This is a genomic window from Priestia megaterium (genome assembly GCF_046599315.1).
In the GTDB taxonomy this organism is placed as follows: Bacteria; Bacillota; Bacilli; order Bacillales; family Bacillaceae_H; genus Priestia; species Priestia megaterium_F.
The window spans coordinates 72,501-95,000 of sequence record NZ_JBKIKC010000016.1; the positions used below are offsets into that span (position 1 = coordinate 72,501).

Consider the following 22,500-nt stretch of genomic DNA (forward strand, 5'->3'; position numbering starts at 1 on the left):
TCTAAGTACCCGGAGGAAGAGAAAGCAAATGCGATTTCCTGAGTAGCGGCGAGCGAAACGGAATTAGCCCAAACCAAGAGGCTTGCCTCTTGGGGTTGTAGGACACTCTATATGGAGTTACAAAGGAACGAAGTAAATGAAGCGACCTGGAAAGGTCCGTCGAAGAAGGTAACAACCCTGTAGTTGAAACTTCGTTCCCTCTTGAGTGGATCCTGAGTACGGCGGAACACGTGAAATTCCGTCGGAATCTGGGAGGACCATCTCCCAAGGCTAAATACTCCCTAGTGACCGATAGTGAACCAGTACCGTGAGGGAAAGGTGAAAAGCACCCCGGAAGGGGAGTGAAAGAGATCCTGAAACCGTGTGCCTACAAGTAGTCAGAGCCCGTTAATGGGTGATGGCGTGCCTTTTGTAGAATGAACCGGCGAGTTACGATCCCATGCAAGGTTAAGCCGATAAGGCGGAGCCGTAGCGAAAGCGAGTCTGAATAGGGCGTTTAGTATGTGGTTGTAGACCCGAAACCAGGTGATCTACCCATGTCCAGGGTGAAGTTCAGGTAACACTGAATGGAGGCCCGAACCCACGCACGTTGAAAAGTGCGGGGATGAGGTGTGGGTAGCGGAGAAATTCCAATCGAACCTGGAGATAGCTGGTTCTCTCCGAAATAGCTTTAGGGCTAGCCTCATGTTGTAAGAGTCTTGGAGGTAGAGCACTGATTGGACTAGGGGCCCCCAACGGGTTACCGAATTCAGTCAAACTCCGAATGCCAAAGACTTATCCATGGGAGTCAGACTGCGAGTGATAAGATCCGTAGTCAAAAGGGAAACAGCCCAGACCACCAGCTAAGGTCCCCAAGTATACGTTAAGTGGAAAAGGATGTGGAGTTGCTTAGACAACCAGGATGTTGGCTTAGAAGCAGCCACCATTTAAAGAGTGCGTAATAGCTCACTGGTCGAGTGACTCTGCGCCGAAAATGTACCGGGGCTAAACGTATCACCGAAGCTGTGGATTGACATCTTAGATGTCAGTGGTAGGAGAGCGTTCTAAGTGCAGCGAAGTCAGACCGTAAGGACTGGTGGAGCGCTTAGAAGTGAGAATGCCGGTATGAGTAGCGAAAGACAAGTGAGAATCTTGTCCACCGAATGCCTAAGGTTTCCTGAGGAAGGCTCGTCCGCTCAGGGTTAGTCGGGACCTAAGCCGAGGCTGAAAAGCGTAGGCGATGGACAACAGGTTGATATTCCTGTACCACCTCCCCGCCGTTTGAGTAATGGGGGGACGCAGTAGGATAGGGTAAGCGCGCTGCTGGATATGCGCGTTCAAGCAGTTAGGCTGATGAGTAGGCAAATCCGCTCATCATTAAGGCTGAGCTGTGATGACGAGGGAACTATAGTACCGAAGTTCCTGATTCCACACTGCCAAGAAAAGCCTCTAGCGAGGCGGGAGGTGCCCGTACCGCAAACCGACACAGGTAGGCGAGGAGAGAATCCTAAGGTGATCGAGAGAACTCTCGTTAAGGAACTCGGCAAAATGACCCCGTAACTTCGGGAGAAGGGGTGCTCTGGTAGGGTGTATAGCCCGAGAGAGCCGCAGTGAATAGGCCCAGGCGACTGTTTAGCAAAAACACAGGTCTCTGCGAAGCCGCAAGGCGAAGTATAGGGGCTGACGCCTGCCCGGTGCTGGAAGGTTAAGAGGAGGGGTTATCCTTTGGGAGAAGCTCTGAATCGAAGCCCCAGTAAACGGCGGCCGTAACTATAACGGTCCTAAGGTAGCGAAATTCCTTGTCGGGTAAGTTCCGACCCGCACGAAAGGCGTAACGATCTGGGCACTGTCTCAACGAGAGACTCGGTGAAATTATAGTACCTGTGAAGATGCAGGTTACCCGCGACAGGACGGAAAGACCCCGTGGAGCTTTACTGTAGCCTGATATTGAATTTTGGTACAGCTTGTACAGGATAGGTAGGAGCCTGAGAAGCCGGAGCGCTAGCTTCGGTGGAGGCGTCGGTGGGATACTACCCTGGCTGTATTGAAATTCTAACCCGCGGCCCTGATCGGGCCGGGAGACAGTGTCAGGTGGGCAGTTTGACTGGGGCGGTCGCCTCCTAAAATGTAACGGAGGCGCCCAAAGGTTCCCTCAGAATGGTTGGAAATCATTCGTAGAGTGTAAAGGCACAAGGGAGCTTGACTGCGAGACCTACAAGTCGAGCAGGGACGAAAGTCGGGCTTAGTGATCCGGTGGTTCCGCATGGAAGGGCCATCGCTCAACGGATAAAAGCTACCCCGGGGATAACAGGCTTATCTCCCCCAAGAGTCCACATCGACGGGGAGGTTTGGCACCTCGATGTCGGCTCATCGCATCCTGGGGCTGTAGTCGGTCCCAAGGGTTGGGCTGTTCGCCCATTAAAGCGGTACGCGAGCTGGGTTCAGAACGTCGTGAGACAGTTCGGTCCCTATCCGTCGTGGGCGTAGGAAATTTGAGAGGAGCTGTCCTTAGTACGAGAGGACCGGGATGGACACACCGCTGGTGTACCAGTTGTCTTGCCAAAGGCATCGCTGGGTAGCTATGTGTGGACGGGATAAGTGCTGAAAGCATCTAAGCATGAAGCCCCCCTCAAGATGAGATTTCCCATAGCGCAAGCTAGTAAGATCCCTGAAAGATGATCAGGTTGATAGGTCAGAGGTGGAAGCGTGGCGACACGTGTAGCTGACTGATACTAATCGATCGAGGACTTAACCAAATTTTAAAAGCGTAAGCTTTACTCAGCAAACTGTTACCTAGTTTTGAGAGAACAATCTCATATAAATGTCTAGTGATAATGGCAAAGAGGTCACACCCGTTTCCATACCGAACACGGAAGTTAAGCTCTTTAGCGCCGATGGTAGTTGGGACTTTGTCCCTGTGAGAGTAGGACATCGCTAGGCATTTTTTATTTTGCTTTTTTATTATCGCGGGGTGGAGCAGTTCGGTAGCTCGTCGGGCTCATAACCCGAAGGTCGCAGGTTCAAATCCTGTCCCCGCAACCAACATGGTCCCGTGGTGTAGCGGTTAACATGCCTGCCTGTCACGCAGGAGATCGCGGGTTCGATTCCCGTCGGGACCGCCATGTTTTAGAAACGAAACAATGTGTTTCGTCTTTTTTATTGTTTGAACCATTTTTATATAAAACTTTACCGTCCTTAGGAGCAATCCTAAGGAATTTTTTATATACAAAGAAATTTTTTAGCGTTGCTAAGTTAAAGATTGTTGGATTTCTTACTGGATATGTATAGTCCACAACGTTTACAATATATATATACAGATTGAAATGAGGTTCTGAATGAATGACAGAGATTAACGAATTCACGTTCATGTCTACGTCTCCTGACGAGACAAATCAGCTGGCTGCTCGTCTAGCAACTTTATTGGAAGCTGGTGATCTACTGCTGCTTGAAGGCGATTTAGGAGCTGGAAAGACAACTTTCACGAAAAGTTTAGCTAAAGGATTAGGAATTGAGCGCAATGTGAATAGTCCGACCTTCACTATTATTAAAGAGTATAAAAGCGGTCGCCTTCCTCTTTATCATATGGACGTGTACCGTCTAGGTGATGAATTTGAAGACCTAGGGTTTGATGAGTATTTTGAAGGAGATGGCGTGACGGTCGTGGAGTGGGCTCATCTTATTGAAGAGCAGCTTCCTAATGAATATATTCAAATCAATATTTATCATGAAAACGAAACGACTCGTAAAATCCTTGTAAAAGCAATAGGTAGTCGATACGTTGAAATATGTAAGGAGCTTTTTAAAAGATGAAAATGTTAGCCATTGATACATCCAACTTTGTCATGGGTGTTGCCGTTGTTGAAGAAAATAAAGTAGTTGGAGAAATTATTACGAATCTAAAAAAGAATCACTCAGTTCGTGTTATGAACGCAGTGGAATCTTTACTAAAAGATTGTGATATTGCGCCAAGCGAGCTAGACCGTATTGTAGTGGCACACGGTCCGGGGTCTTATACAGGTGTACGAATTGGCGTTACCATTGCCAAAACACTTGCTTGGACTTTAAATATTCCTTTAATAGGCGTATCTAGCCTTGAGGCACTAGCAGCAAACGGCCGCTATTTTGATGGATATATTGCTCCGTTATTTGATGCGCGCCGTCAGCAGCTTTATACAGGATTATATAAATGGAATAATGAACAAGGTCTTCTAGAAGTTGAAAGTGATCGGCTTGTTATTAATAAGGACTGGGCAGAGCATTTAAAATCATACAACAAACCTATTTTATTTATAGGGAATGATCTTTCTATGCACGAAGAGGCGGTAAAAGAAGTGTTGGGTGAACAAGCTGTATTTGCCCAAGTTCAGCAGTTTAACCCAAGACCAAGTGAATTAGCTTTTCTAGGAATGAAAAAAGAGCCGGAGCCTGTGCATACTTTTGTTCCGAACTACATTCGTTTAGCTGAAGCCGAAGCCAATTGGCTTGCTTCACAGCAAAAAGGATAAAAGAAGGTATAACATGAAACTAACAATTAAGTTTCGTTTAATGGAAGTTAAAGATATTGATCAAGTAGTGAAAATCGAAGAGAAGTCTTTTACAACACCTTGGAGTTCAGAAGCGTTTCAAAATGAATTAACCAATAATCAATTTTCAACTTACATTGTGATGGAAGAAGGAGAAAGTATTATTGGTTATTGCGGAACGTGGATTGTTATTGACGAAGCACATGTAACCAACATTGCGTTATTGCCAGACTACCGAGGTAAGGGACTCGGTGAATTGCTGTTGCGAAATGTGATGGACGTCCTTCGAAAACTAGGTGCTACGTCAATGACATTAGAAGTTAGGGTATCTAATCATATTGCACAATCATTGTATCAAAAGCTAGGTTTTAAACCTGGAGGTATTCGTAAGAATTATTATTCCGATAACAATGAGGATGCATTAGTTATGTGGGTGAATTTATGAATGAAAATCAATTAATTTTAGCATTAGAAACAAGCTGTGATGAGACAGCCGCAGCCGTTATTCGAAACGGTCATGAAATTGTAGCAAATGTGGTGGCATCTCAAATAGAAAGCCATAAACGATTTGGCGGTGTGGTACCGGAGATTGCATCTCGTCATCATGTGGAACAAATTACAGTGGTAGTTGAAGAGACCTTGAATCAAGCGAATTTGACGTTTGCAGATATTGATGCAATAGCTGTAACGGAAGGACCCGGGCTTGTGGGAGCACTTCTTATCGGCGTCAACGCAGCCAAAGCCCTAGCATTTGCACATCAAAAGCCATTAATTGGCGTTCATCATATTGCAGGACATATTTATGCCAATCAGCTAATCAAAAAATTAAAGTTTCCGCTTTTATCGTTAGTTGTATCTGGAGGGCATACGGAGCTTGTATATATGGAAAACCACGGTCAGTTTAAGGTTATTGGTGAAACGAGAGACGATGCGGCAGGAGAAGCCTATGATAAAGTGGCCCGCACGTTAAATCTTCCATACCCAGGCGGGCCTCATATTGACCGCCTTGCAAATGAAGGAGAGCCGTTAATTGATTTGCCGCGTGCTTGGCTAGAAGAAGGATCCTATGATTTTAGTTTCAGTGGGTTAAAATCAGCAGTTATTAACACTGTCCACAACGCAAAGCAAAAAGGGGAAGAGATTCTTCCACAAACGCTTGCTGCTAGCTTTCAAGCAAGTGTCATTGATGTGTTAGTAACTAAAACAGTTAAAGCTGCAAAGGAATATAACGTTAAGCAAGTTTTATTAGCAGGAGGAGTTGCTGCTAACAAAGGACTTAGAGCAGCGCTAGAAGAGGCATTTGAACCGTTATCAAATATTGAGCTTATTATCCCGCCCCTATCTCTATGCACGGATAATGCCGCGATGATTGGAGCTGCAGCAAGTGTACAATTTGCTCAAGGAAAACGTTCGGATATGTCATTAAATGCGAATCCTGGCTTAGATTTGGAAGAGTAAGGAGCGAATGAGATTTATTTCTCATTCGTCTTTTTTGTGGATAAAAAATGATTTATCAACAATATTCAATAAATTTAGAATTGACTGTGGATAATTATGTGGAAAAGTCCGTGTACTCAGTACACGGACCAGTTATCAACAAGTTTTAATTATGAAAATCAGACAGATATACACCGTTTATTCACAGGTGGATAAAGCTTGTCCTAAAGCGTATGAACAAGTGAAAAGCATGAATAGATATGAAAAAATATAGGCTATTCTTCTAGAAGCAGCTGTAATTCCTCCCACTCCTCCATTAATGTGGATAACTGTGAAGTGATTTTTTCATTTTCACCGTTTAATCTTGATACTTCTTCGTGGTTTTGATAAATTTCAGGGTCACAAAGAAGCTCTTCATTCTCCGCTTGTACGGCTTCTAACTTGTTTATTTCAGTTTCAATTTCTTCGATGCGGCGCGTTCGTTGCCTCATCAATTTTTTTTGTTCTTTATCTTGTTTGTAGGACTGTTTATCTACTTTTACCGTACGTTCTTCATTTACTTTTCCGTTTTCTAATTCTTTGATTTCCTCTAGTTCCGCTTTCTTTTCTACATAATAGTCATAATCCCCAAGAAACTCTTCTACTCCTGCACGAGATAGCTCTGCTATTTTGTTTGCAATACGATTAATAAAGTAACGGTCATGTGAAACAAATAATAGGGTCCCAGGGTAATCAATTAACGCATTTTCCAGTACTTGTTTGCTGTCTAAATCAAGATGGTTAGTAGGCTCATCTAAAATTAAGAAATTAGCTTTTTGAAGCATAAGCTTCGCAAGAGCTAAACGTGCTTTTTCACCGCCGCTAAGCGTAGAAACGATTTTCAGTACATCATCACCTGAAAATAGGAAATTCCCAAGCGCTGTACGAATTTCTTTTTCGGGTTTCGTTGGGTAGTCATCCCAAAGCTCATTTAAAACAGTTTTATTAGACGTTAAATTGGCTTGTTCCTGGTCGTAATAACCAACCATTACATTTGAGCCAAAGGAAATGGTCCCAGTTTTGAAGCTGAGTTTATCTACAATACCTTTTAACAAAGTAGATTTTCCAATCCCGTTAGGACCAACCAATGCAAGGCTTTCTCCTTTTTTAATGCGAAGGTTTGCCTGCTGGACGACATAGTTGTTTTCATCATATCCGATGGACACGTTTTCGAGATTTAATACTTCATTTCCGCTTTGACGCTCAATTTCAAACGAAAAACTAGCTGATTTTTCTCCTTCATTAGGTCGATTTATTAACTCCATTCGATCGAGCTGTTTGCGTCTACTTTGGGCACGTTTTGTAGTCGATGCGCGGGCGATGTTTCGCTGAATAAAATCATTCAGTTTTGAGACCTCATCCTGCTGCTTTTCGTACTGACGTAATTCTTTTTCATATCGCTCTGCTTTTTGTACAAGGTATTTAGAGTAGTTACCCGTGTACTTCACCGTTGTTTTTTGTGTGACTTCATACACTTGATTTACGACTTTATCAAGGAAGTAACGATCGTGTGAAACGATTAAAATAGCTCCTTCATACCCTTGCAGAAATTGCTCCAGCCATGCTAAAGTTTCAATATCTAAGTGGTTGGTAGGTTCATCGAGAATAAGCAAGTCAGGCTTTGTTAAAAGCAGTTTTGCAAGAGCCAAGCGCGTTTTTTGTCCACCGCTCAAGGAAGAAATAGGCGTGCTATAGTCAAAGTTTGAAAAACGGAAACCGTGAAGAATAGATCGTGTATCCGCTTCATACTGGTAACCGCCTAAATCTTTAAAGGTTACTTGAAGCTGATCGTATTCTTTCGTTAGTTTTTCGTATTGAACTGAATCATTAAAAATGTCTGGATCACCCATCTTCGTTTCAAGCGTACGTAATTCTTGTTCCATTTTCTTTAACGGAGCAAAGACAGTCATCATTTCCTCCCATATAGAGAGAGTGGACTCAAGAACTGTATCTTGTCCCATATAATCAATGGAAACACCTTTAGGTTTAATAATTTCTCCGCTGTCATAGGAAAGTTGCTCAGCGATAATTTTTAATAAAGTTGATTTACCAGCACCGTTTCGTCCCACTAGGGCAATGCGGTCTTTTGATTGTACTTCTAACTTTATATTCGATAAAATGGGTTCTGCCCCATAGTATTTTGTAATACCGTTCAATTGTAGAATAATCATCTTTTCACCTCTAGTAGTATATCCATAGTGTATTTTAACATATTTTCAAATACAAGTTCTTACTCCAAGCGTTTGTAATTTGTAGAGAGACAAAGACAAATGATGAAGAGAATGTTTTGATTCATGAAATAAAATGATTTTACCTGCACATTTTATACAGGATACTATGTTAAAATAAGAGATAAGTGCATCTCTGAACTTATATATGATTGATGTAAAAAATCCGTCATAGCTAAGAATAGGATTCTTTGAAGAGCTAATTTCTTAGTTCTAGCCACCGACTTTAGGTAGTACTGGATAAACGGAAGCCATCAAGGTGTGAAACGGAGTATATATATAACAAGAGAAAAGAGAGAGAATTGGAAGCGCTACCTCAAAGCGTTCGATGCTTTGTGAATGGTAATGCAATATAACTTGAAAATGTTAGTAATGACATACATGAACTGAGGGGGTACAACGTGAACACTGAACAATTAAAAATACCACAAGCAACGGCTAAACGATTGCCGCTTTATTATCGTTTTATAAAAAATTTGCATTCTTCTGGTAAACAACGTGTGTCGTCAGCGGAATTAAGTGAAGCAGTGAAAGTTGATTCTGCTACTATTCGTCGGGACTTTTCTTACTTTGGTGCATTGGGAAAAAAAGGATACGGCTATAATGTGAATTATTTACTTACATTTTTTCGTAAAACGTTAGACCAAGACGAAGTAACAAAAGTAGCATTGATTGGCGTAGGGAATCTAGGAACAGCCTTTTTAAATTATAATTTTATTAAAAATAATAACACAAAAATTGAGTGCGCTTTTGATGTGATAGAAGATAAAGTCGGCACGAAAGTAGGCGATGTGCCGGTCTATCATCTTGACCAATTAGAAGATTATATGAGTGATGATATCTCAGTAGCGATTTTAACCGTGCCTGCGACTGTTGCTCAGCAAATTACCGATCGTTTAGTGAACTGTGGAATTAAAGGAATTTTAAACTTCACTCCTGCACGCTTAAACGTACCCGATGAGATTCGACTGCATCATATTGATCTTGCTGTAGAATTACAGTCGCTTGTCTATTTTTTGAAAAATTATCCTGTTGAATAAGATGGACTGTGTTACGATTTCCTTAAGTCTAAATTAATAAGGAGAGTGGGAATATGGGGATTGGAGTAGGCAGTTGGATTATTATTGCTATTGTAGCACTGCTGATTTTTGGACCGAAACGGTTACCGGAGCTAGGAAGATCAGTGGGCCAAACGCTTAGAGAGTTTAAGCATGCCGCTAGCGGTGTGTCTGAGGATCGTGAAAAAGATAAACAACGTCAAGTAGATGAAAAAGAGTAAAAGGGTGATCATATTATGACCGAACAAGAAATGTCAATATATGATCATATAGGAGAGCTGCGAAAACGCATTTTAATTGTTTTATTTTTCTTTGTTATTGCCACAGTCGTCGGCTTTTTCATAGCGGATAAGGTAATTGTCTATTTACAGCATGCTGATGAGGCAAAAAATTTAACGATGAATGCATTTAGGTTAACAGATCCAGTCAAGATTTATATGCAATTTGCTGTTATTATCGGCTGTGTACTCGCAGCTCCTGTTGCACTGTATCAACTTTGGGCATTTATTAGTCCTGGTTTATATGAAAAAGAACGTAAGGTAACGCTTGGATATATTCCTGTTTCCATTTTTCTCTTTATTGGCGGCGTCTCTTTTTCTTATTTTGTGTTGTTTCCATTTGTCGTCGATTTTATGACGCGCGTTTCTGATGAGCTGAATGTAAACCAAGTGATTGGCATTAATGAATACTTTTCTTTTCTAATGCAGCTTACACTGCCATTTGGCTTGTTGTTTCAGCTTCCTGTCGTCGTTATGTTTTTGACGCGATTAGGAATTATAACACCTATGTTTTTATCTCAAATTCGAAAGTATGCCTATTTTGTACTGCTAGTTATTGCTGCGCTCATTACACCACCGGAATTGCTTTCGCATATGATGGTGACAGTGCCGCTCTTAATTTTGTATGAAATTAGCATCATTATTTCCCGCATTTCGTATCGCAAAGTGCTAAAGGCAAGGGCAGAGCAAGAACGAGAAGATGTAAGTATGTAAAAAAACCACTGAAACAGTGGTTTTTTTATTTAGATGAATCATCTTGGTTTTTATATTGCTGCTGCAACTTTTTAATTTTATAGTGCAAGATAAAGATGCGAACGGCAAATCTAAAATCGAATGCGGCTACGAGTGCAAATAAGATTGTGGGGAAATTCCAAACGGTTTCCTGAGCATTTTGAATAGCCAGGTAGGTAAATAATCCCCCCATAATAATATAAATAAACCCTCGTGTTAAAGGGATATTCTTCATAAAAACATGCCTCCAAAAATAAACTGCATTTGTTCTGCTTGTTTTTGCATTTCTGTAATTTTATCTAAAAAGACAGTTTGAGATAAAATTACGATTGTGTTCATCAACACATGAGCAATAATAGATACAACAATTAGTTTCGTTCTTGCATAAAGGAATGCAAATACAAATCCCATGGCTGTATACACGAGTAAGTGTTTAAAATCCCAGTGTACCGCAGCGAAAATAAGGGAACTAATAAATGCAGAGATAAAGAAATTGTATCGTTTGTGAAGAGAGCCGAAAATGATTTTTCGGAAAATAATCTCTTCTAGAATTGGTCCAATAACAGAGGTAACCACAATCAGGAAAGGCGTTGCTTTAACAAGATTAACAATATTTTGTGTGTTTTCAGATACTTGAGTAATGCCAAGAGCGTGCTCAATCATACCTGCTACAGCTTGACCAGCCATAGCCAGAAACACACCAAGGACTGACCAGACAACAGCAATCGTTTTCCCAGCATGTTCAATACGCATGGACATATCACGGCGCAGCAGCAGTAAGACAATAAGTAAACCCAGGATAAAGCTAATAATGGTCCAATAAGTCAAAAGCATGACATTCGCTGTCCGAACTGGATATTGATCAAACATTCCTGTTAACTTTAACAGCGGTATACCAACAACTCCTGAAAACTGCATAAGGATGTAGGTGAGGATAACATACCAATAACGTTTTTCCAATCTTCTATACTCCTTTAAAAGGTTTTTATGTATATATGTCGAAGAAGTACTGTAAAGTGAGTAATTTCTTCTTGCTCGTATTGTAACATACATATTATTGAACAGAGAAAAGAATGCTTTATTTCTCAAAATCGTCGAAATCTAAGGCTATTATATGTAGTTTTCGTAAATTTTAAATTTTTTTTGTTTAATACTTGCAAAAAAAACCCACTTTGTTTTAATATAATAATTGTGTTAGCACTCGTTGAGGTTGAGTGCTAATAAAAATGCAAACATATTATTTGAGGAGGTTGTTTCACTTGTTAAAGCCATTAGGTGATCGCGTAGTGATTGAACTTGTAAAATCTGAGGAAAAAACAGCAAGCGGTATCGTATTACCGGACAGTGCAAAAGAAAAACCGCAAGAGGGTAAAATTGTTGCTGTTGGTACAGGCCGAGTATTAGAAAGCGGTGAGCGTGTAGCTTTAGAAGTAGCTGCAGGCGATCGTATCATCTTCTCAAAATATGCGGGTACTGAAGTGAAATATGAAGGTACTGAATACTTAATTTTACGCGAAAGCGACATTTTAGCTGTAATCAGCTAATTTTAACCACAAACTTATCATACGTAAAAAATAGATTATTAAGAATATCTTGAGGAGGTCAAAGAACATGGCAAAAGACATTAAATTTAGCGAAGAAGCACGTCGCGCAATGCTACGTGGTGTAGATACATTAGCAAATGCGGTAAAAGTAACGCTTGGACCAAAAGGTCGTAACGTTGTATTAGAAAAGAAATTCGGTTCACCGCTTATTACAAATGATGGTGTAACAATTGCAAAAGAAATTGAATTAGAAGACGCATTTGAAAATATGGGTGCTAAATTAGTAGCTGAAGTTGCTAGCAAAACAAACGACGTTGCTGGTGACGGTACAACTACTGCGACAGTTTTAGCACAAGCAATGATCAGAGAAGGTCTTAAAAACGTAACGGCTGGCGCTAACCCAATGGGTATCCGTAAAGGTATGGAAAAGGCAGTAGCTGTAGCGGTTGAAGAACTAAAAGCAATTTCTAAGCCAATTCAAGGTAAAGATTCAATTGCTCAAGTAGCGGCTATCTCAGCAGCTGACGAAGAAGTAGGTCAACTAATCGCTGAAGCAATGGAGCGCGTTGGTAACGACGGCGTTATCACACTTGAGGAATCAAAAGGTTTCACAACTGAATTAGAAGTTGTAGAAGGTATGCAGTTTGACCGTGGATATGCGTCTCCTTACATGGTAACTGATTCAGATAAAATGGAAGCTGTATTAGATGATCCATACATCTTAATCACAGACAAAAAAATCGGTAACATTCAAGAAATCTTACCGGTATTAGAGCAAGTTGTTCAACAAGGCAAGCCTCTATTAATCATTGCTGAAGACGTAGAAGGTGAAGCTCTAGCAACATTAGTTGTGAACAAACTTCGCGGTACATTCACAGCTGTAGCAGTTAAAGCTCCTGGTTTTGGTGATCGTCGTAAAGCAATGCTACAAGACGTTGCTATCCTAACAGGCGGAGAAGTAATCACTGAAGAGCTTGGTCTTGACTTGAAAACTGCAAGCATCGATCAACTAGGTCGCGCTTCTAAAATTGTTGTAACAAAAGAAAATACAACAGTTGTAAACGGTGCAGGAAACGCAGAAGATATCCTAGCACGCGTAAATCAAATCAAAGCTCAGCTTGAAGAAACAACTTCAGAGTTTGACCGTGAAAAATTACAAGAGCGCTTAGCAAAACTTGCTGGTGGCGTAGCTGTAATTAAAGTTGGTGCGGCAACTGAAACTGAGTTAAAAGAACGTAAATTACGCATTGAAGATGCATTAAACTCTACGCGTGCTGCGGTTGAAGAAGGTATCGTAGCTGGTGGTGGTACTGCATTGGTAAATATTTATAATAAAGTAGCAAGCATCGAGGCTGACGGTGACACTGCTACAGGTATCAACATCGTATTACGTGCGATTGAAGAGCCTGTACGTCAAATCGCTCACAATGCTGGTTTAGAAGGATCAGTAATCGTTGAGCGTCTAAAAGGCGAAGCAGTTGGAACTGGATTCAACGCTGCAACTGGCGAGTGGGTAAATATGCTAGACACTGGTATCGTTGACCCAACAAAAGTAACGCGTTCAGCTCTTCAAAATGCTTCTTCTGTAGCGGCTATGTTCTTAACAACTGAAGCAGTTGTTGCTGACAAGCCAGAAGAAAATTCAGCACCTGCAATGCCTGACATGGGCGGCATGGGTGGAATGGGCGGCATGATGTAATCACTGCCCTACCTAAAAAAGCGACCAAGTACTCACTTGGTCGCTTTTTTGTGTGCGTTAATATTTTCAGATTTTTTTAAAATTTGTTAAGATAGTACTATGTTTATTGGAAAACTTACTAAACTCAAGGTTTAACTGAGTTTTAAGGGGGAGCTTCGTTGATTCAGCTGGATCATATTAATAGTAAATTAAACCAAGTATTAGAAAACATCGATCAAATTGTGATTGGAAAACGTCAGGTATCTACGTTGAGTTTAGTTGCTTTGCTTGCGGAGGGGCATATTTTGCTTGAAGATGTGCCGGGTGTGGGAAAAACGATGCTAGTGAAAGCACTGGCCAAATCGATTGATGCCGAATTTAAACGAATTCAATTCACACCTGATTTACTGCCATCCGATGTAACAGGTGTTTCTATTTACAGTCCAAAAGACATGGAATTTCATTTTCGTCCAGGCCCTATCATGAGCCATATTGTACTCGCTGATGAGATTAACAGGACTTCTCCTAAAACACAGTCGGCGCTTTTAGAAGCAATGGCTGAGCATCATGTAACAACCGATGGTATCACCCGGGAAATTCCAGCGCCTTTTTTTGTGATGGCTACTCAAAATCCTGTTGATTTTGATGGAACCTATCATTTGCCGGAAGCGCAGCTGGATCGTTTTTTATTTAAATTAAGCATGGGGTATCCTACGCAAGAAGAGGAGCTTCAAATTTTAAATGGCGTATCCACCCAAATCAATCTTGAAGATGTCAAACCCGTCATGAGCATTCCAGAATTAGTACAGGCTCAAAAAGCTGTAAGCAGTATTTATGTAGATGATACAATCAAATACTATATCATTGAAATCATTCGTAAAACACGCTCTCATCCACATGTTTCGTTAGGTATCAGTCCTCGTGGAACGGTTTCCTTTATGAAGGCCGTTCAAGCATATGCGTTAGTAAAGGGAAGAGATTACTGTATTCCCGATGATGTTCAAGAGCTTGCTTCGTATGTGTGTGTACATCGATTAACTCTAAGACCTGATACTCAGTACAGCGGCTTAACACCGAGTGATGTGATGAAGCAAATTATGGCTGATACGAAAGTACCTGTTAAAAGGTAAGAGGATACTTTATGAAACAGTATATAAAAGTAATATGGAATAAAGGTAGAGAGTGGTTTGTTTTATTTTGCATCTTTGCTGCTACGTTTTCTTACGCCATGTTTCAAGGAGGCTTTGTCAGCTGGTTTTTATTTTATAGCTTCTTACCTTTTGGGTTATATGCGGTAGCTGTTTTGCTTTATCCGTTGGAGAAGTGGAATGTTACTCGTGAGATGAAGCTAAAGCCTCGATTCGCTGGAGATTATCTTTCGTATGACATTCACATTACACGCCCTTCGGCTTTTCCTGTTTATATGGCAGCAGTGAAAGAAGGGAGCAACCTTTTAGATCAAGAGGAAAGAACGATTTATCCGCTTTTTGAACGAAACGTTGTTATTCCGTACGAAAAATCTTTTGTAGAAAGAGGAGAATATGAATTTTTTACCGTTTCGATTGAAATTAGTGATTTATTAGGAATTGTAAGAAAGAAGGCGTATTATCCACTGAAGCAGCGGTTTATCGTTTATCCTCAGATTCATGAGATAGATATCCCGTTTCTTTTGGCAGGAATAGAAGAAGGGAAAAATGAAGTTTCGACGGGAAATCAATCTACCACGTTAGTGACAGGTATTAGGGAGTATCAGCCCGGTGACCGATTAGGATCTATCGATTGGAAGGCGACGGCTCGTAAAGCTACGTTAATTTCTAAAGAGTTCGGTCACTATCATGAACAAAGTATGATTATCATTGCAGATGTTATGACCTCTCTATATTTTGAAGAGCGAATGAGCTTTCTGGCATCTATGCTCATTCATGAAGAAATCAAACGTAAAAAAGTCGATTTTCTTTTAGCTGGAGATGCTCTTTTTTCGCAGAAAATCTTTGAACAAAATGAGTGTGATAACCTGTTGCATCACTTAGCACGTGCAAAACCTATTAGCAATCGAACATTCGAAGCAGAATTTAAGAACATTGCCATTCAAAAGCAGCAATCTTCTATGGTAATTGTCAGTCAAGTTACAGGGACTCTTATTGGGCATATTCAATCTAAGCTGAGACCTCATGCTAAGGCATCACTAATTGTCGTTAAAGATGAAGGAGCAGGGCTTAGTGATGAAGAGACGATTATTGCAAATGGAATACAGTCTTCTGCTTTAACGATTGAAGTCGTTAATATTCATCTCCCTCTATTATCTAAGGAAGTGAGGGCGGAAATAAGTGAATAAATCAGCTTGGTATGTAAAAAACATCTTATTGTACGCGGGAGCTTTCTTTTTATTAGTGGAATGGCTGCTCCCTTTAAATGAAGTCACTGATACGAATCAAATTCATTACTTTATTTTGTTTGTTGCTTACTGTTTTTTGGGCTTAACGTTTCGATTGCCGTTTATTGTGATGACGTTAGGAAACATGTTGTTTATTTTGTTTTCGCTTCACAACCTCTATTTCCAAGGGGCTTTCTTTTCTTCGGAATGGCTTCCGAGACTGCTGGAAATTCTTCAGTCAGATGTCCAAAGTATCATGGAGTGGAATATAGCCAATTTATCATTTGAAATGAGGAGCACCTTGTTTTTTGTGCTGCTGTGGATTATGGCTTATTTAATTCGATACTGGATCTTTTATCAAAAAAGAATTTTCTTCTTTTTCTTCTTAACCATTTTGTACATTACCGTGTTGGATACATTCTCTACCTACAATGCTGGAGCTGCTATTATTCGAGTAACGATTATAGGATTTTTATTAGTAGCAATGCTTCGCATAAATCCTGAACGCATAAAAGCTGCAAGCACTGAGCGTTTAGAAAATAGAAAACGATCGTTTCTTTTTTTAGGCAGCTTTTTAGCTATCGTCATTGTGCTGGCTTATCTCGCTCCTAAACCAGGGCCGCAGTGGCCGGATCCTGTACCTTTTATTACAGCGCACACAACAAATCAAGGGCAGGGAGAATCTGCAAGCGGTCAACGAATTGGCTATGATATGGATGATTCTAAATTGGGTGGATCTTTTGTAAATGATGATACGGTTGTATTTACAGCCAAAGTAGAGGATGAGCACTATTGGCGTATTGAAACGAAGGATGTTTATACAGGTAAGGGGTGGGAGCTGTCTAAAGAGGAACAGAAAGTGCCTTTCAAAGGAAATGAAAACTTACTCCCTCAATATGACTCCGGTGTAGCAGGACAAGTAAGGAAAGCAGAAGTTACCTATTCGCAGCCTTCTGTTCATCTTATGCACGTTCCTCAACTGCTGTCTCTAACCTTGAAAAATGGCATTCAAACCGATGTTACACCGACGAATGAAAAATTATATCCATATCAAAATGATAAACTTGTTACTGTTCAATCGTATGAGCTGACGTATAAATATCCTGTGTTTGATATTGGGCTTCTTCAGCAAGCAGAGGAGAAAAAGCCGGAGAGTCTAGAGAATAATAACGAATTTGTAGCGAGATACACCCAACTTCCTACTAATTTGCCCAAACGAGTAAAGGATTTAGCTCGTGAGATAATAAAAAATAAAAATAATCGCTATGAAAAAGCGAAAGCCGTTGAAGAATATTTTCGTTCAAATCCATATGTATATGATACTGAAAATGTTCCAATTCCTACGAAGAATAAAGATTATGTTGATCAATTTCTATTTGATACAAAAAGAGGGTACTGTGATAACTTCTCTACTTCTATGGTCGTGCTGCTTCGTTCATTAAATATTCCTGCTAGGTGGGTAAAGGGCTACACAGAAGGTGATGCCACTGTTATTTCAGGAAGTAGTAAGTGGACAACCTATGAGGTTACACAAAACAATGCTCATTCTTGGGTAGAAGTATATTTTCCGGGAGCGGGTTGGGTACCTTTTGAACCAACAAAAAGCTTTTCTAATCCGTATGATTTTGTAGATAGTCAACCTAACAACTCTAGTGAAAATAGTCAAAGGGAAGAAGAAAAACAAGAAATGCAAGTGAAGGAGCAGCCTAAGGAAAAAGAGCTTCCCCAACAAGAAGAAAAAGAGAAAGAAAAAACATCTTCTCTTCAAAATGCTAAGTTGTCTACGAAGTGGAAAGTGCTTTTCTGCGGACTGACTGTAGTGATGTTAATAGTAATATATCTCAATCGATTTAAATGGTTTTTACCGCTTTATATCTCTTTTTATAAAAAGAAAGAGAGACCGGACACCTTTGAATCAGCGTATGCTTTTTTACTGAAAAGGCTCGCTGCAACTGGACTAAATCGCCAAGAAAGTCAAACGCTGCGCGACTTTGCAGGAGAAGTAGATGAAAAATTAAATACGGTAAATATGCTCCAATTAACGGAAAAATATGAGCGGGTTTTATATCGAAATGCAGATTCTGTAAGAGAATGGAAAGAGTCGATTGAATTGTGGGAAAATTTAATTAAAAAAACGAGTTCTTGACCATTGTTTCGCGGATTGATAGAATATTCTCGAACTTAGTATAAATGTTTTGTATACCTTCATATATCCTCGATAATATGGTTCGAGAGTCTCTACCGGGTCACCTTAAACGATCTGACTATGAAGGCAGAACAGTCTATTTGACGATAAACGTCGTGCTCAACTAGACTTCTGCCTTTGTTTTTTGAGGGAGAAGTCTAGTTTTTTTTATATTTTAGGGCATAATAACAAGTGATTATTTACACATTCGGAGAGGTGAACAAGATGGAAGGCATGATTGTTGTATTAGATTTTGGTAGTCAATATAACCAATTGATTACGCGTCGCATTCGCGAGTTCGGAGTATATAGTGAATTGCATCCGCACACAATTACAGCAGAAGAGATTAAAGCATTAAATCCAAAGGGAATTATTTTCTCTGGAGGCCCAAACAGTGTGTACGGTGAAAACGCATTTCACTGCGATGAAAACATTTTTGAATTAGGTATTCCTGTTTTAGGTATTTGTTATGGAATGCAATTAATGACTCATCATTTTGGCGGGAAGGTAGAAGGTGCTAGCCATCGTGAATATGGTAAAGCAGCGATTAACGTACAAAACGATTCATTAATGTACCATGAGTTGCCAAAAGAACAAGTTGTTTGGATGAGTCACGGTGATTTAGTTGTAGAAACACCAGCTGGTTTTGAAGTGGACGCAACTAGCCCATCTTGTCCGATTGCCGCAATGAGTAACAAAGAAAAGAATATGTACGGAGTACAGTTCCATCCGGAAGTTCGTCATTCAGTGCACGGTAACCATATCTTAAAGAACTTCGTGTTTGAAGTATGTCATGCGGAAGCAAACTGGTCAATCGAGAACTTCATTGAAATTGAAATAGATAAAATCCGTGAAACAGTTGGAGATAGAAAAGTACTTTGCGCACTTAGCGGTGGAGTAGATTCTTCAGTAGTAGCTGTATTAATTCATAAAGCAATTGGTGATCAGTTAACATGTATGTTCGTAGATCACGGTTTATTACGTAAAGGTGAAGCGGAAAGTGTAATGGAAACATTCAGCGAAGGCTTTAATATGAACGTAATTAAAATTGATGCAAAAGATCGCTTCTTAGAAAAATTAAGCGGCGTATCAGACCCTGAACAAAAGCGCAAAATCATTGGTAATGAATTTATTTATGTATTCGATGACGAAGCTGCTAAATTAAAAGGATTTGATTTCTTAGCTCAAGGTACGCTATACACAGATATTATCGAGAGTGGGACGGCTACAGCTCAAACAATCAAATCTCACCATAACGTAGGTGGATTACCGGAAGATATGCAGTTCAAACTAATCGAACCGTTAAACACGCTATTTAAAGATGAAGTACGCGCATTGGGTTCTGAATTAGGTATTCCTGATAACATCGTTTGGCGTCAGCCTTTCCCAGGACCAGGTCTAGGCATTCGTGTACTTGGTGCAGTTACGGAAGAGAAGTTAGAAATTGTACGTGAGTCGGATGCTATTTTACGTGAAGAGATTGCAAAGGCAGACTTAGAGCGTGATATCTGGCAATACTTTACGGTTCTTCCTGATATCCGCAGTGTAGGTGTAATGGGAGATGCTCGTACGTATGATTACACAATCGGTATTCGTGCTGTGACATCGATTGATGGCATGACTTCTGATTGGGCGCGTATTCCTTGGGATGTACTTGAAGTTATCTCAACGCGTATTGTAAACGAAGTTAAGCATATTAACCGCGTAGTGTATGATATTACAAGTAAGCCGCCTGCAACAATTGAATGGGAATAATATGTAAGAAATCCGAACAAACGAACATTCTTTTATAAGAATGTTCGTTTTTTGTTGACTTTTTTTAAAAAATAATGGTAGGATAGTAACATAAAACAGCGAGATATAGCTTTAATGTCGTATAATCTTGGGGATAAGGCCCAAAAGTTTCTACCGAGCTACCGTAAATGGCTTGACTACGAGAAAGTAATACATGTATGTGTAAAAATCTTTTGTTTTTTGGCTCATACATTTCTCTTTTAGTCGATTTTATGCCTTTACGCGCCATAGTGTAGAGGCATTTTTTATGGCTTGCCTAAGTGCACGCGGCTTCGATAAAGGGAGGAAAAAACGTGAAGAAGTATTTTCGTTTTGAAGAGTTGAGTACTAGCTATCGAAAAGAGTTTATAGCTGGCCTTACAACTTTTCTATCTATGGCTTACATTTTATTTGTTAATCCATCTGTTCTATCACTAAGTGACGTAAAGGATCTACCTGACAGCATGAGAATGGACCAAGGTGCTGTATTTACAGCTACAGCTTTAGCGGCAGCCTTGGGATCAATTGTTATGGGAGTACTTGGTAGATATCCAATTTCATTAGCTCCAGGTATGGGATTAAACGCATTTTTTGCTTATACAGTTGTTCTAACAATGGGAATTCCATGGCAGACGGCTTTAACGGGTGTTATGATATCAGGTGTTATTTTTATTCTTTTAACATTAACAAGCCTGCGAGAAAAAATTATTAATTCGATTCCTATTGAATTAAAAATGGCTGTTGGAGCAGGTATTGGTTTGTTTATTAGTTTTATTGGTATGAAAGGTGCAGGAATCATTGTCAAAGATGATGCCACATTTGTTGGACTGGGTGATTTAACAAACCCAACAACGTTACTTGCGGTTTTTGGTATTGTAATTACTATTGTATTAATGGTGCTTCGAGTAAATGCAGCTGTATTTATCGGTATGATTGCAACGGCTGTGGCGGGTATGGCTTTTGGGTTAATTGATACACCCAAAGCAGTTGTTTCATCAGTTCCTAGCCTTGACCCGACTTTTGGTGCAGCTTTTCAAAATATTGGTGATATCTTTACTGTAAAGATGCTAGTAGTCATTTTAACTTTCTTGTTTGTTGACTTCTTTGATACAGCAGGTACGATGGTTGCTGTAGCAAGTCAAGCTGGGCTTATGAAAGATAATAAACTTCCGCGAGCGGGAAGAGCTTTATTGGCAGATTCTAGTGCGATTGTAGTTGGTGCGGTTCTTGGTACATCATCAACAACAGCTTATGTAGAGTCTACGGCTGGAGTAGCAGCGGGTGGACGTTCAGGATTTACTGCAATCGTCACGGCAGCGTTTTTCTTAGTTGCACTGTTCTTTTCTCCGTTGTTAGCGGTCGTAACACCAGCTGTTACTGCACCAGCTTTAATTACGGTAGGAGCTCTGATGGTGTCAAACTTAGGAGAAATTAATTGGAAAGAGTTTGAAGTAGCAGTTCCGGCATTTTTTACAGTGATTATGATGCCACTAACATACAGCATTGCAACAGGTATTGCGGTTGGCTTTATCTTCTATCCTATTACAATGTTATGTAGCAAGCGCGGAAAAGAAGTTCATCCAATTATGTATGCTCTTTGTATCATCTTCATACTTTATTTCGCGTTCTTAGCAGAATAGTTTAAATAAAAAAGCTCAGTTTAATGACTGGGCTTTTTTTTTATGGTAAGATAAGAAAACTGTATAGCTGCTAGATTGCTATTACAATAGAGACTAATCAATCATTAGAATGAAGGTTTACTTCGTTAATTTTTTTATTTATAAAGTTTTTTAGAAAAATGATTGACTCTATATATTATATATGATAAATTATTAAATGTCGCTGATAAACAGCGCAGTTGAGAGAAATATCTAAAAAAGATGTTGACATTAAATTGATAGAATGTTATACTAATAAAGTTGCTTGAGAGCAGCGATTGAACTTTGAAAACTGAACAAAGCGACAAACGTCAACGTTAATTTTTATTTTTAAATTGAGCAAGTCAAACATTTCTTCGGAGAGTTTGATCCTGGCTCAGGATGAACGCTGGCGGCGTGCCTAATACATGCAAGTCGAGCGAACTGATTAGAAGCTTGCTTCTATGACGTTAGCGGCGGACGGGTGAGTAACACGTGGGCAACCTACCTGTAAGACTGGGATAACTTCGGGAAACCGAAGCTAATACCGGATAGGATCTTCTCCTTCATGGGAGATGATTGAAAGATGGTTTCGGCTATCACTTACAGATGGGCCCGCGGTGCATTAGCTAGTTGGTGAGGTAACGGCTCACCAAGGCAACGATGCATAGCCGACCTGAGAGGGTGATCGGCCACACTGGGACTGAGACACGGCCCAGACTCCTACGGGAGGCAGCAGTAGGGAATCTTCCGCAATGGACGAAAGTCTGACGGAGCAACGCCGCGTGAGTGATGAAGGCTTTCGGGTCGTAAAACTCTGTTGTTAGGGAAGAACAAGTACAAGAGTAACTGCTTGTACCTTGACGGTACCTAACCAGAAAGCCACGGCTAACTACGTGCCAGCAGCCGCGGTAATACGTAGGTGGCAAGCGTTATCCGGAATTATTGGGCGTAAAGCGCGCGCAGGCGGTTTCTTAAGTCTGATGTGAAAGCCCACGGCTCAACCGTGGAGGGTCATTGGAAACTGGGGAACTT

17 protein-coding genes, 2 tRNA genes, 3 rRNA genes and 2 riboswitches (2 of these 24 running past the window's edge) are annotated in these 22,500 nt (G+C 40.4%); of the genes, 19 read left to right on the plus strand and 3 right to left on the minus strand.

Features of this window, described 5'->3' with window-relative positions:
* The 8 genes from ACLHDF_RS26990 to tsaD form a co-directional block, all read left to right on the plus strand.
* Window positions 1-2,735, plus strand: a 23S ribosomal RNA gene (locus ACLHDF_RS26990) (it extends 201 nt beyond the left edge of the window).
* A 68-nt stretch (window positions 2,736-2,803) separates the two neighbouring features.
* Window positions 2,804-2,919 (plus strand): 5S ribosomal RNA (rrf, locus tag ACLHDF_RS26995).
* 25 nt (window positions 2,920-2,944) lie between these two features.
* Window positions 2,945-3,021 (plus strand) — tRNA-Met (locus ACLHDF_RS27000).
* 4 nt (window positions 3,022-3,025) lie between these two features.
* Window positions 3,026-3,101, plus strand: a tRNA-Asp gene (locus ACLHDF_RS27005).
* Between the two features lie 217 nt (window positions 3,102-3,318).
* A complete protein-coding gene (tsaE, locus tag ACLHDF_RS27010) occupies window positions 3,319-3,789 on the plus strand; it encodes a tRNA (adenosine(37)-N6)-threonylcarbamoyltransferase complex ATPase subunit type 1 TsaE (protein WP_014461963.1) in 471 nt (156 codons plus the stop codon).
* Window positions 3,786-4,484 carry a tRNA (adenosine(37)-N6)-threonylcarbamoyltransferase complex dimerization subunit type 1 TsaB gene (gene tsaB, locus ACLHDF_RS27015; RefSeq protein ID WP_413921585.1) on the plus strand — a complete coding sequence of 233 codons (699 nt, stop codon included), beginning with the start codon at window positions 3,786-3,788 and terminating at the stop codon, window positions 4,482-4,484. The genes tsaE and tsaB overlap by 4 nt, the downstream gene beginning before the upstream one ends.
* A gap of 13 nt (window positions 4,485-4,497) precedes the next feature.
* On the plus strand, window positions 4,498-4,947 hold the full coding sequence (gene rimI, locus ACLHDF_RS27020; RefSeq protein ID WP_153251753.1) for a ribosomal protein S18-alanine N-acetyltransferase: 450 nt from the start codon (window positions 4,498-4,500) through the stop codon (window positions 4,945-4,947).
* Window positions 4,944-5,960 carry a tRNA (adenosine(37)-N6)-threonylcarbamoyltransferase complex transferase subunit TsaD gene (gene tsaD, locus ACLHDF_RS27025; protein WP_413921598.1) on the plus strand — a complete coding sequence of 339 codons (1,017 nt, stop codon included), beginning with the start codon at window positions 4,944-4,946 and terminating at the stop codon, window positions 5,958-5,960. The genes rimI and tsaD overlap by 4 nt, the downstream gene beginning before the upstream one ends.
* A gap of 254 nt (window positions 5,961-6,214) precedes the next feature.
* Here the strand turns inward: tsaD and ACLHDF_RS27030 are convergent, their stop codons facing one another.
* Window positions 6,215-8,149, minus strand: coding sequence for an ABC-F family ATP-binding cassette domain-containing protein (locus ACLHDF_RS27030; RefSeq protein ID WP_413921586.1), 1,935 nt, complete (start codon window positions 8,147-8,149; stop codon window positions 6,215-6,217).
* A 458-nt stretch (window positions 8,150-8,607) separates the two neighbouring features.
* On the opposite strand from ACLHDF_RS27030, the gene ACLHDF_RS27035 reads away from it, so the two are divergent.
* The 3 genes from ACLHDF_RS27035 to tatC are packed head-to-tail and all read left to right on the plus strand — an operon-like array spanning window position 8,608 to window position 10,256.
* A complete protein-coding gene (locus ACLHDF_RS27035) occupies window positions 8,608-9,246 on the plus strand; it encodes a redox-sensing transcriptional repressor Rex (RefSeq protein WP_413921587.1) in 639 nt (212 codons plus the stop codon).
* A 53-nt stretch (window positions 9,247-9,299) separates the two neighbouring features.
* Entirely contained in the window at window positions 9,300-9,485 is a 186-nt protein-coding gene (gene tatA, locus ACLHDF_RS27040) for a twin-arginine translocase TatA/TatE family subunit (protein ID WP_413921588.1), read from the plus strand.
* A gap of 15 nt (window positions 9,486-9,500) precedes the next feature.
* Window positions 9,501-10,256 carry a twin-arginine translocase subunit TatC gene (gene tatC / locus ACLHDF_RS27045; protein ID WP_251400583.1) on the plus strand — a complete coding sequence of 252 codons (756 nt, stop codon included), beginning with the start codon at window positions 9,501-9,503 and terminating at the stop codon, window positions 10,254-10,256.
* 25 nt (window positions 10,257-10,281) lie between these two features.
* Here tatC and ACLHDF_RS27050 read toward each other — a convergent pair whose 3' ends face one another.
* Together ACLHDF_RS27050 and ACLHDF_RS27055 are read right to left on the minus strand one after the other, a co-directional pair.
* On the minus strand, window positions 10,282-10,509 hold the full coding sequence (locus ACLHDF_RS27050; protein ID WP_025753310.1) for a YdiK family protein: 228 nt from the start codon (window positions 10,507-10,509) through the stop codon (window positions 10,282-10,284).
* Window positions 10,506-11,234: a lysostaphin resistance A-like protein gene (locus ACLHDF_RS27055; protein WP_413921589.1), complete on the minus strand. Its 729-nt coding sequence runs from the start codon at window positions 11,232-11,234 to the stop codon at window positions 10,506-10,508. The genes ACLHDF_RS27050 and ACLHDF_RS27055 overlap by 4 nt, the downstream gene beginning before the upstream one ends.
* Window positions 11,235-11,533: 299 nt before the next feature.
* On the opposite strand from ACLHDF_RS27055, the gene groES reads away from it, so the two are divergent.
* The 8 genes from groES to ACLHDF_RS27095 all read left to right on the plus strand — a co-directional run.
* Window positions 11,534-11,818, plus strand: a complete 285-nt coding sequence (gene groES, locus ACLHDF_RS27060) for a co-chaperone GroES (protein ID WP_098548816.1) — start codon at window positions 11,534-11,536, stop codon at window positions 11,816-11,818.
* A gap of 67 nt (window positions 11,819-11,885) precedes the next feature.
* Window positions 11,886-13,517 (plus strand): chaperonin GroEL, encoded by a 1,632-nt coding sequence (groL, locus tag ACLHDF_RS27065; RefSeq protein ID WP_251400587.1) that lies wholly within the window; start codon window positions 11,886-11,888, stop codon window positions 13,515-13,517.
* A gap of 158 nt (window positions 13,518-13,675) precedes the next feature.
* Window positions 13,676-14,626, plus strand: a complete 951-nt coding sequence (locus ACLHDF_RS27070; RefSeq protein ID WP_413921590.1) for an AAA family ATPase — start codon at window positions 13,676-13,678, stop codon at window positions 14,624-14,626.
* Between the two features lie 11 nt (window positions 14,627-14,637).
* Entirely contained in the window at window positions 14,638-15,831 is a 1,194-nt protein-coding gene (locus tag ACLHDF_RS27075) for a DUF58 domain-containing protein (RefSeq protein WP_413921591.1), read from the plus strand.
* Window positions 15,824-18,016 (plus strand): transglutaminaseTgpA domain-containing protein, encoded by a 2,193-nt coding sequence (locus ACLHDF_RS27080; protein WP_413921592.1) that lies wholly within the window; start codon window positions 15,824-15,826, stop codon window positions 18,014-18,016. The genes ACLHDF_RS27075 and ACLHDF_RS27080 overlap by 8 nt, the downstream gene beginning before the upstream one ends.
* A 39-nt stretch (window positions 18,017-18,055) precedes the next feature.
* A riboswitch (purine riboswitch) is annotated at window positions 18,056-18,157 on the plus strand.
* A gap of 123 nt (window positions 18,158-18,280) precedes the next feature.
* A complete protein-coding gene (gene guaA, locus ACLHDF_RS27085) occupies window positions 18,281-19,810 on the plus strand; it encodes a glutamine-hydrolyzing GMP synthase (RefSeq protein ID WP_413921593.1) in 1,530 nt (509 codons plus the stop codon).
* Between the two features lie 97 nt (window positions 19,811-19,907).
* Window positions 19,908-20,009, plus strand: a riboswitch (purine riboswitch).
* Window positions 20,010-20,142: 133 nt separating this feature from the next.
* A complete protein-coding gene (locus ACLHDF_RS27090) occupies window positions 20,143-21,468 on the plus strand; it encodes an NCS2 family permease (RefSeq protein ID WP_413921594.1) in 1,326 nt (441 codons plus the stop codon).
* A gap of 371 nt (window positions 21,469-21,839) precedes the next feature.
* Window positions 21,840-22,500: ribosomal RNA gene (locus ACLHDF_RS27095) — 16S ribosomal RNA — on the plus strand; it runs 891 nt beyond the window's last position.

Coding starts and splice junctions, on each gene's coding strand:
- ACLHDF_RS27030 (WP_413921586.1), bottom strand. CDS start 8,149: ATGATTATTCTACAATTGAACGGTATTACAAAATACTATGGGGCAGAA.
- tsaB (WP_413921585.1), top strand. CDS start 3,786: ATGAAAATGTTAGCCATTGATACATCCAACTTTGTCATGGGTGTTGCC.
- ACLHDF_RS27075 (WP_413921591.1), top strand. CDS start 14,638: ATGAAACAGTATATAAAAGTAATATGGAATAAAGGTAGAGAGTGGTTT.
- ACLHDF_RS27050 (WP_025753310.1), bottom strand. CDS start 10,509: ATGAAGAATATCCCTTTAACACGAGGGTTTATTTATATTATTATGGGG.
- tsaD (WP_413921598.1), top strand. CDS start 4,944: ATGAATGAAAATCAATTAATTTTAGCATTAGAAACAAGCTGTGATGAG.
- tsaE (WP_014461963.1), top strand. CDS start 3,319: ATGACAGAGATTAACGAATTCACGTTCATGTCTACGTCTCCTGACGAG.
- groL (WP_251400587.1), top strand. CDS start 11,886: ATGGCAAAAGACATTAAATTTAGCGAAGAAGCACGTCGCGCAATGCTA.
- tatC (WP_251400583.1), top strand. CDS start 9,501: ATGACCGAACAAGAAATGTCAATATATGATCATATAGGAGAGCTGCGA.
- rimI (WP_153251753.1), top strand. CDS start 4,498: ATGAAACTAACAATTAAGTTTCGTTTAATGGAAGTTAAAGATATTGAT.
- tatA (WP_413921588.1), top strand. CDS start 9,300: ATGGGGATTGGAGTAGGCAGTTGGATTATTATTGCTATTGTAGCACTG.
- guaA (WP_413921593.1), top strand. CDS start 18,281: ATGGAAGGCATGATTGTTGTATTAGATTTTGGTAGTCAATATAACCAA.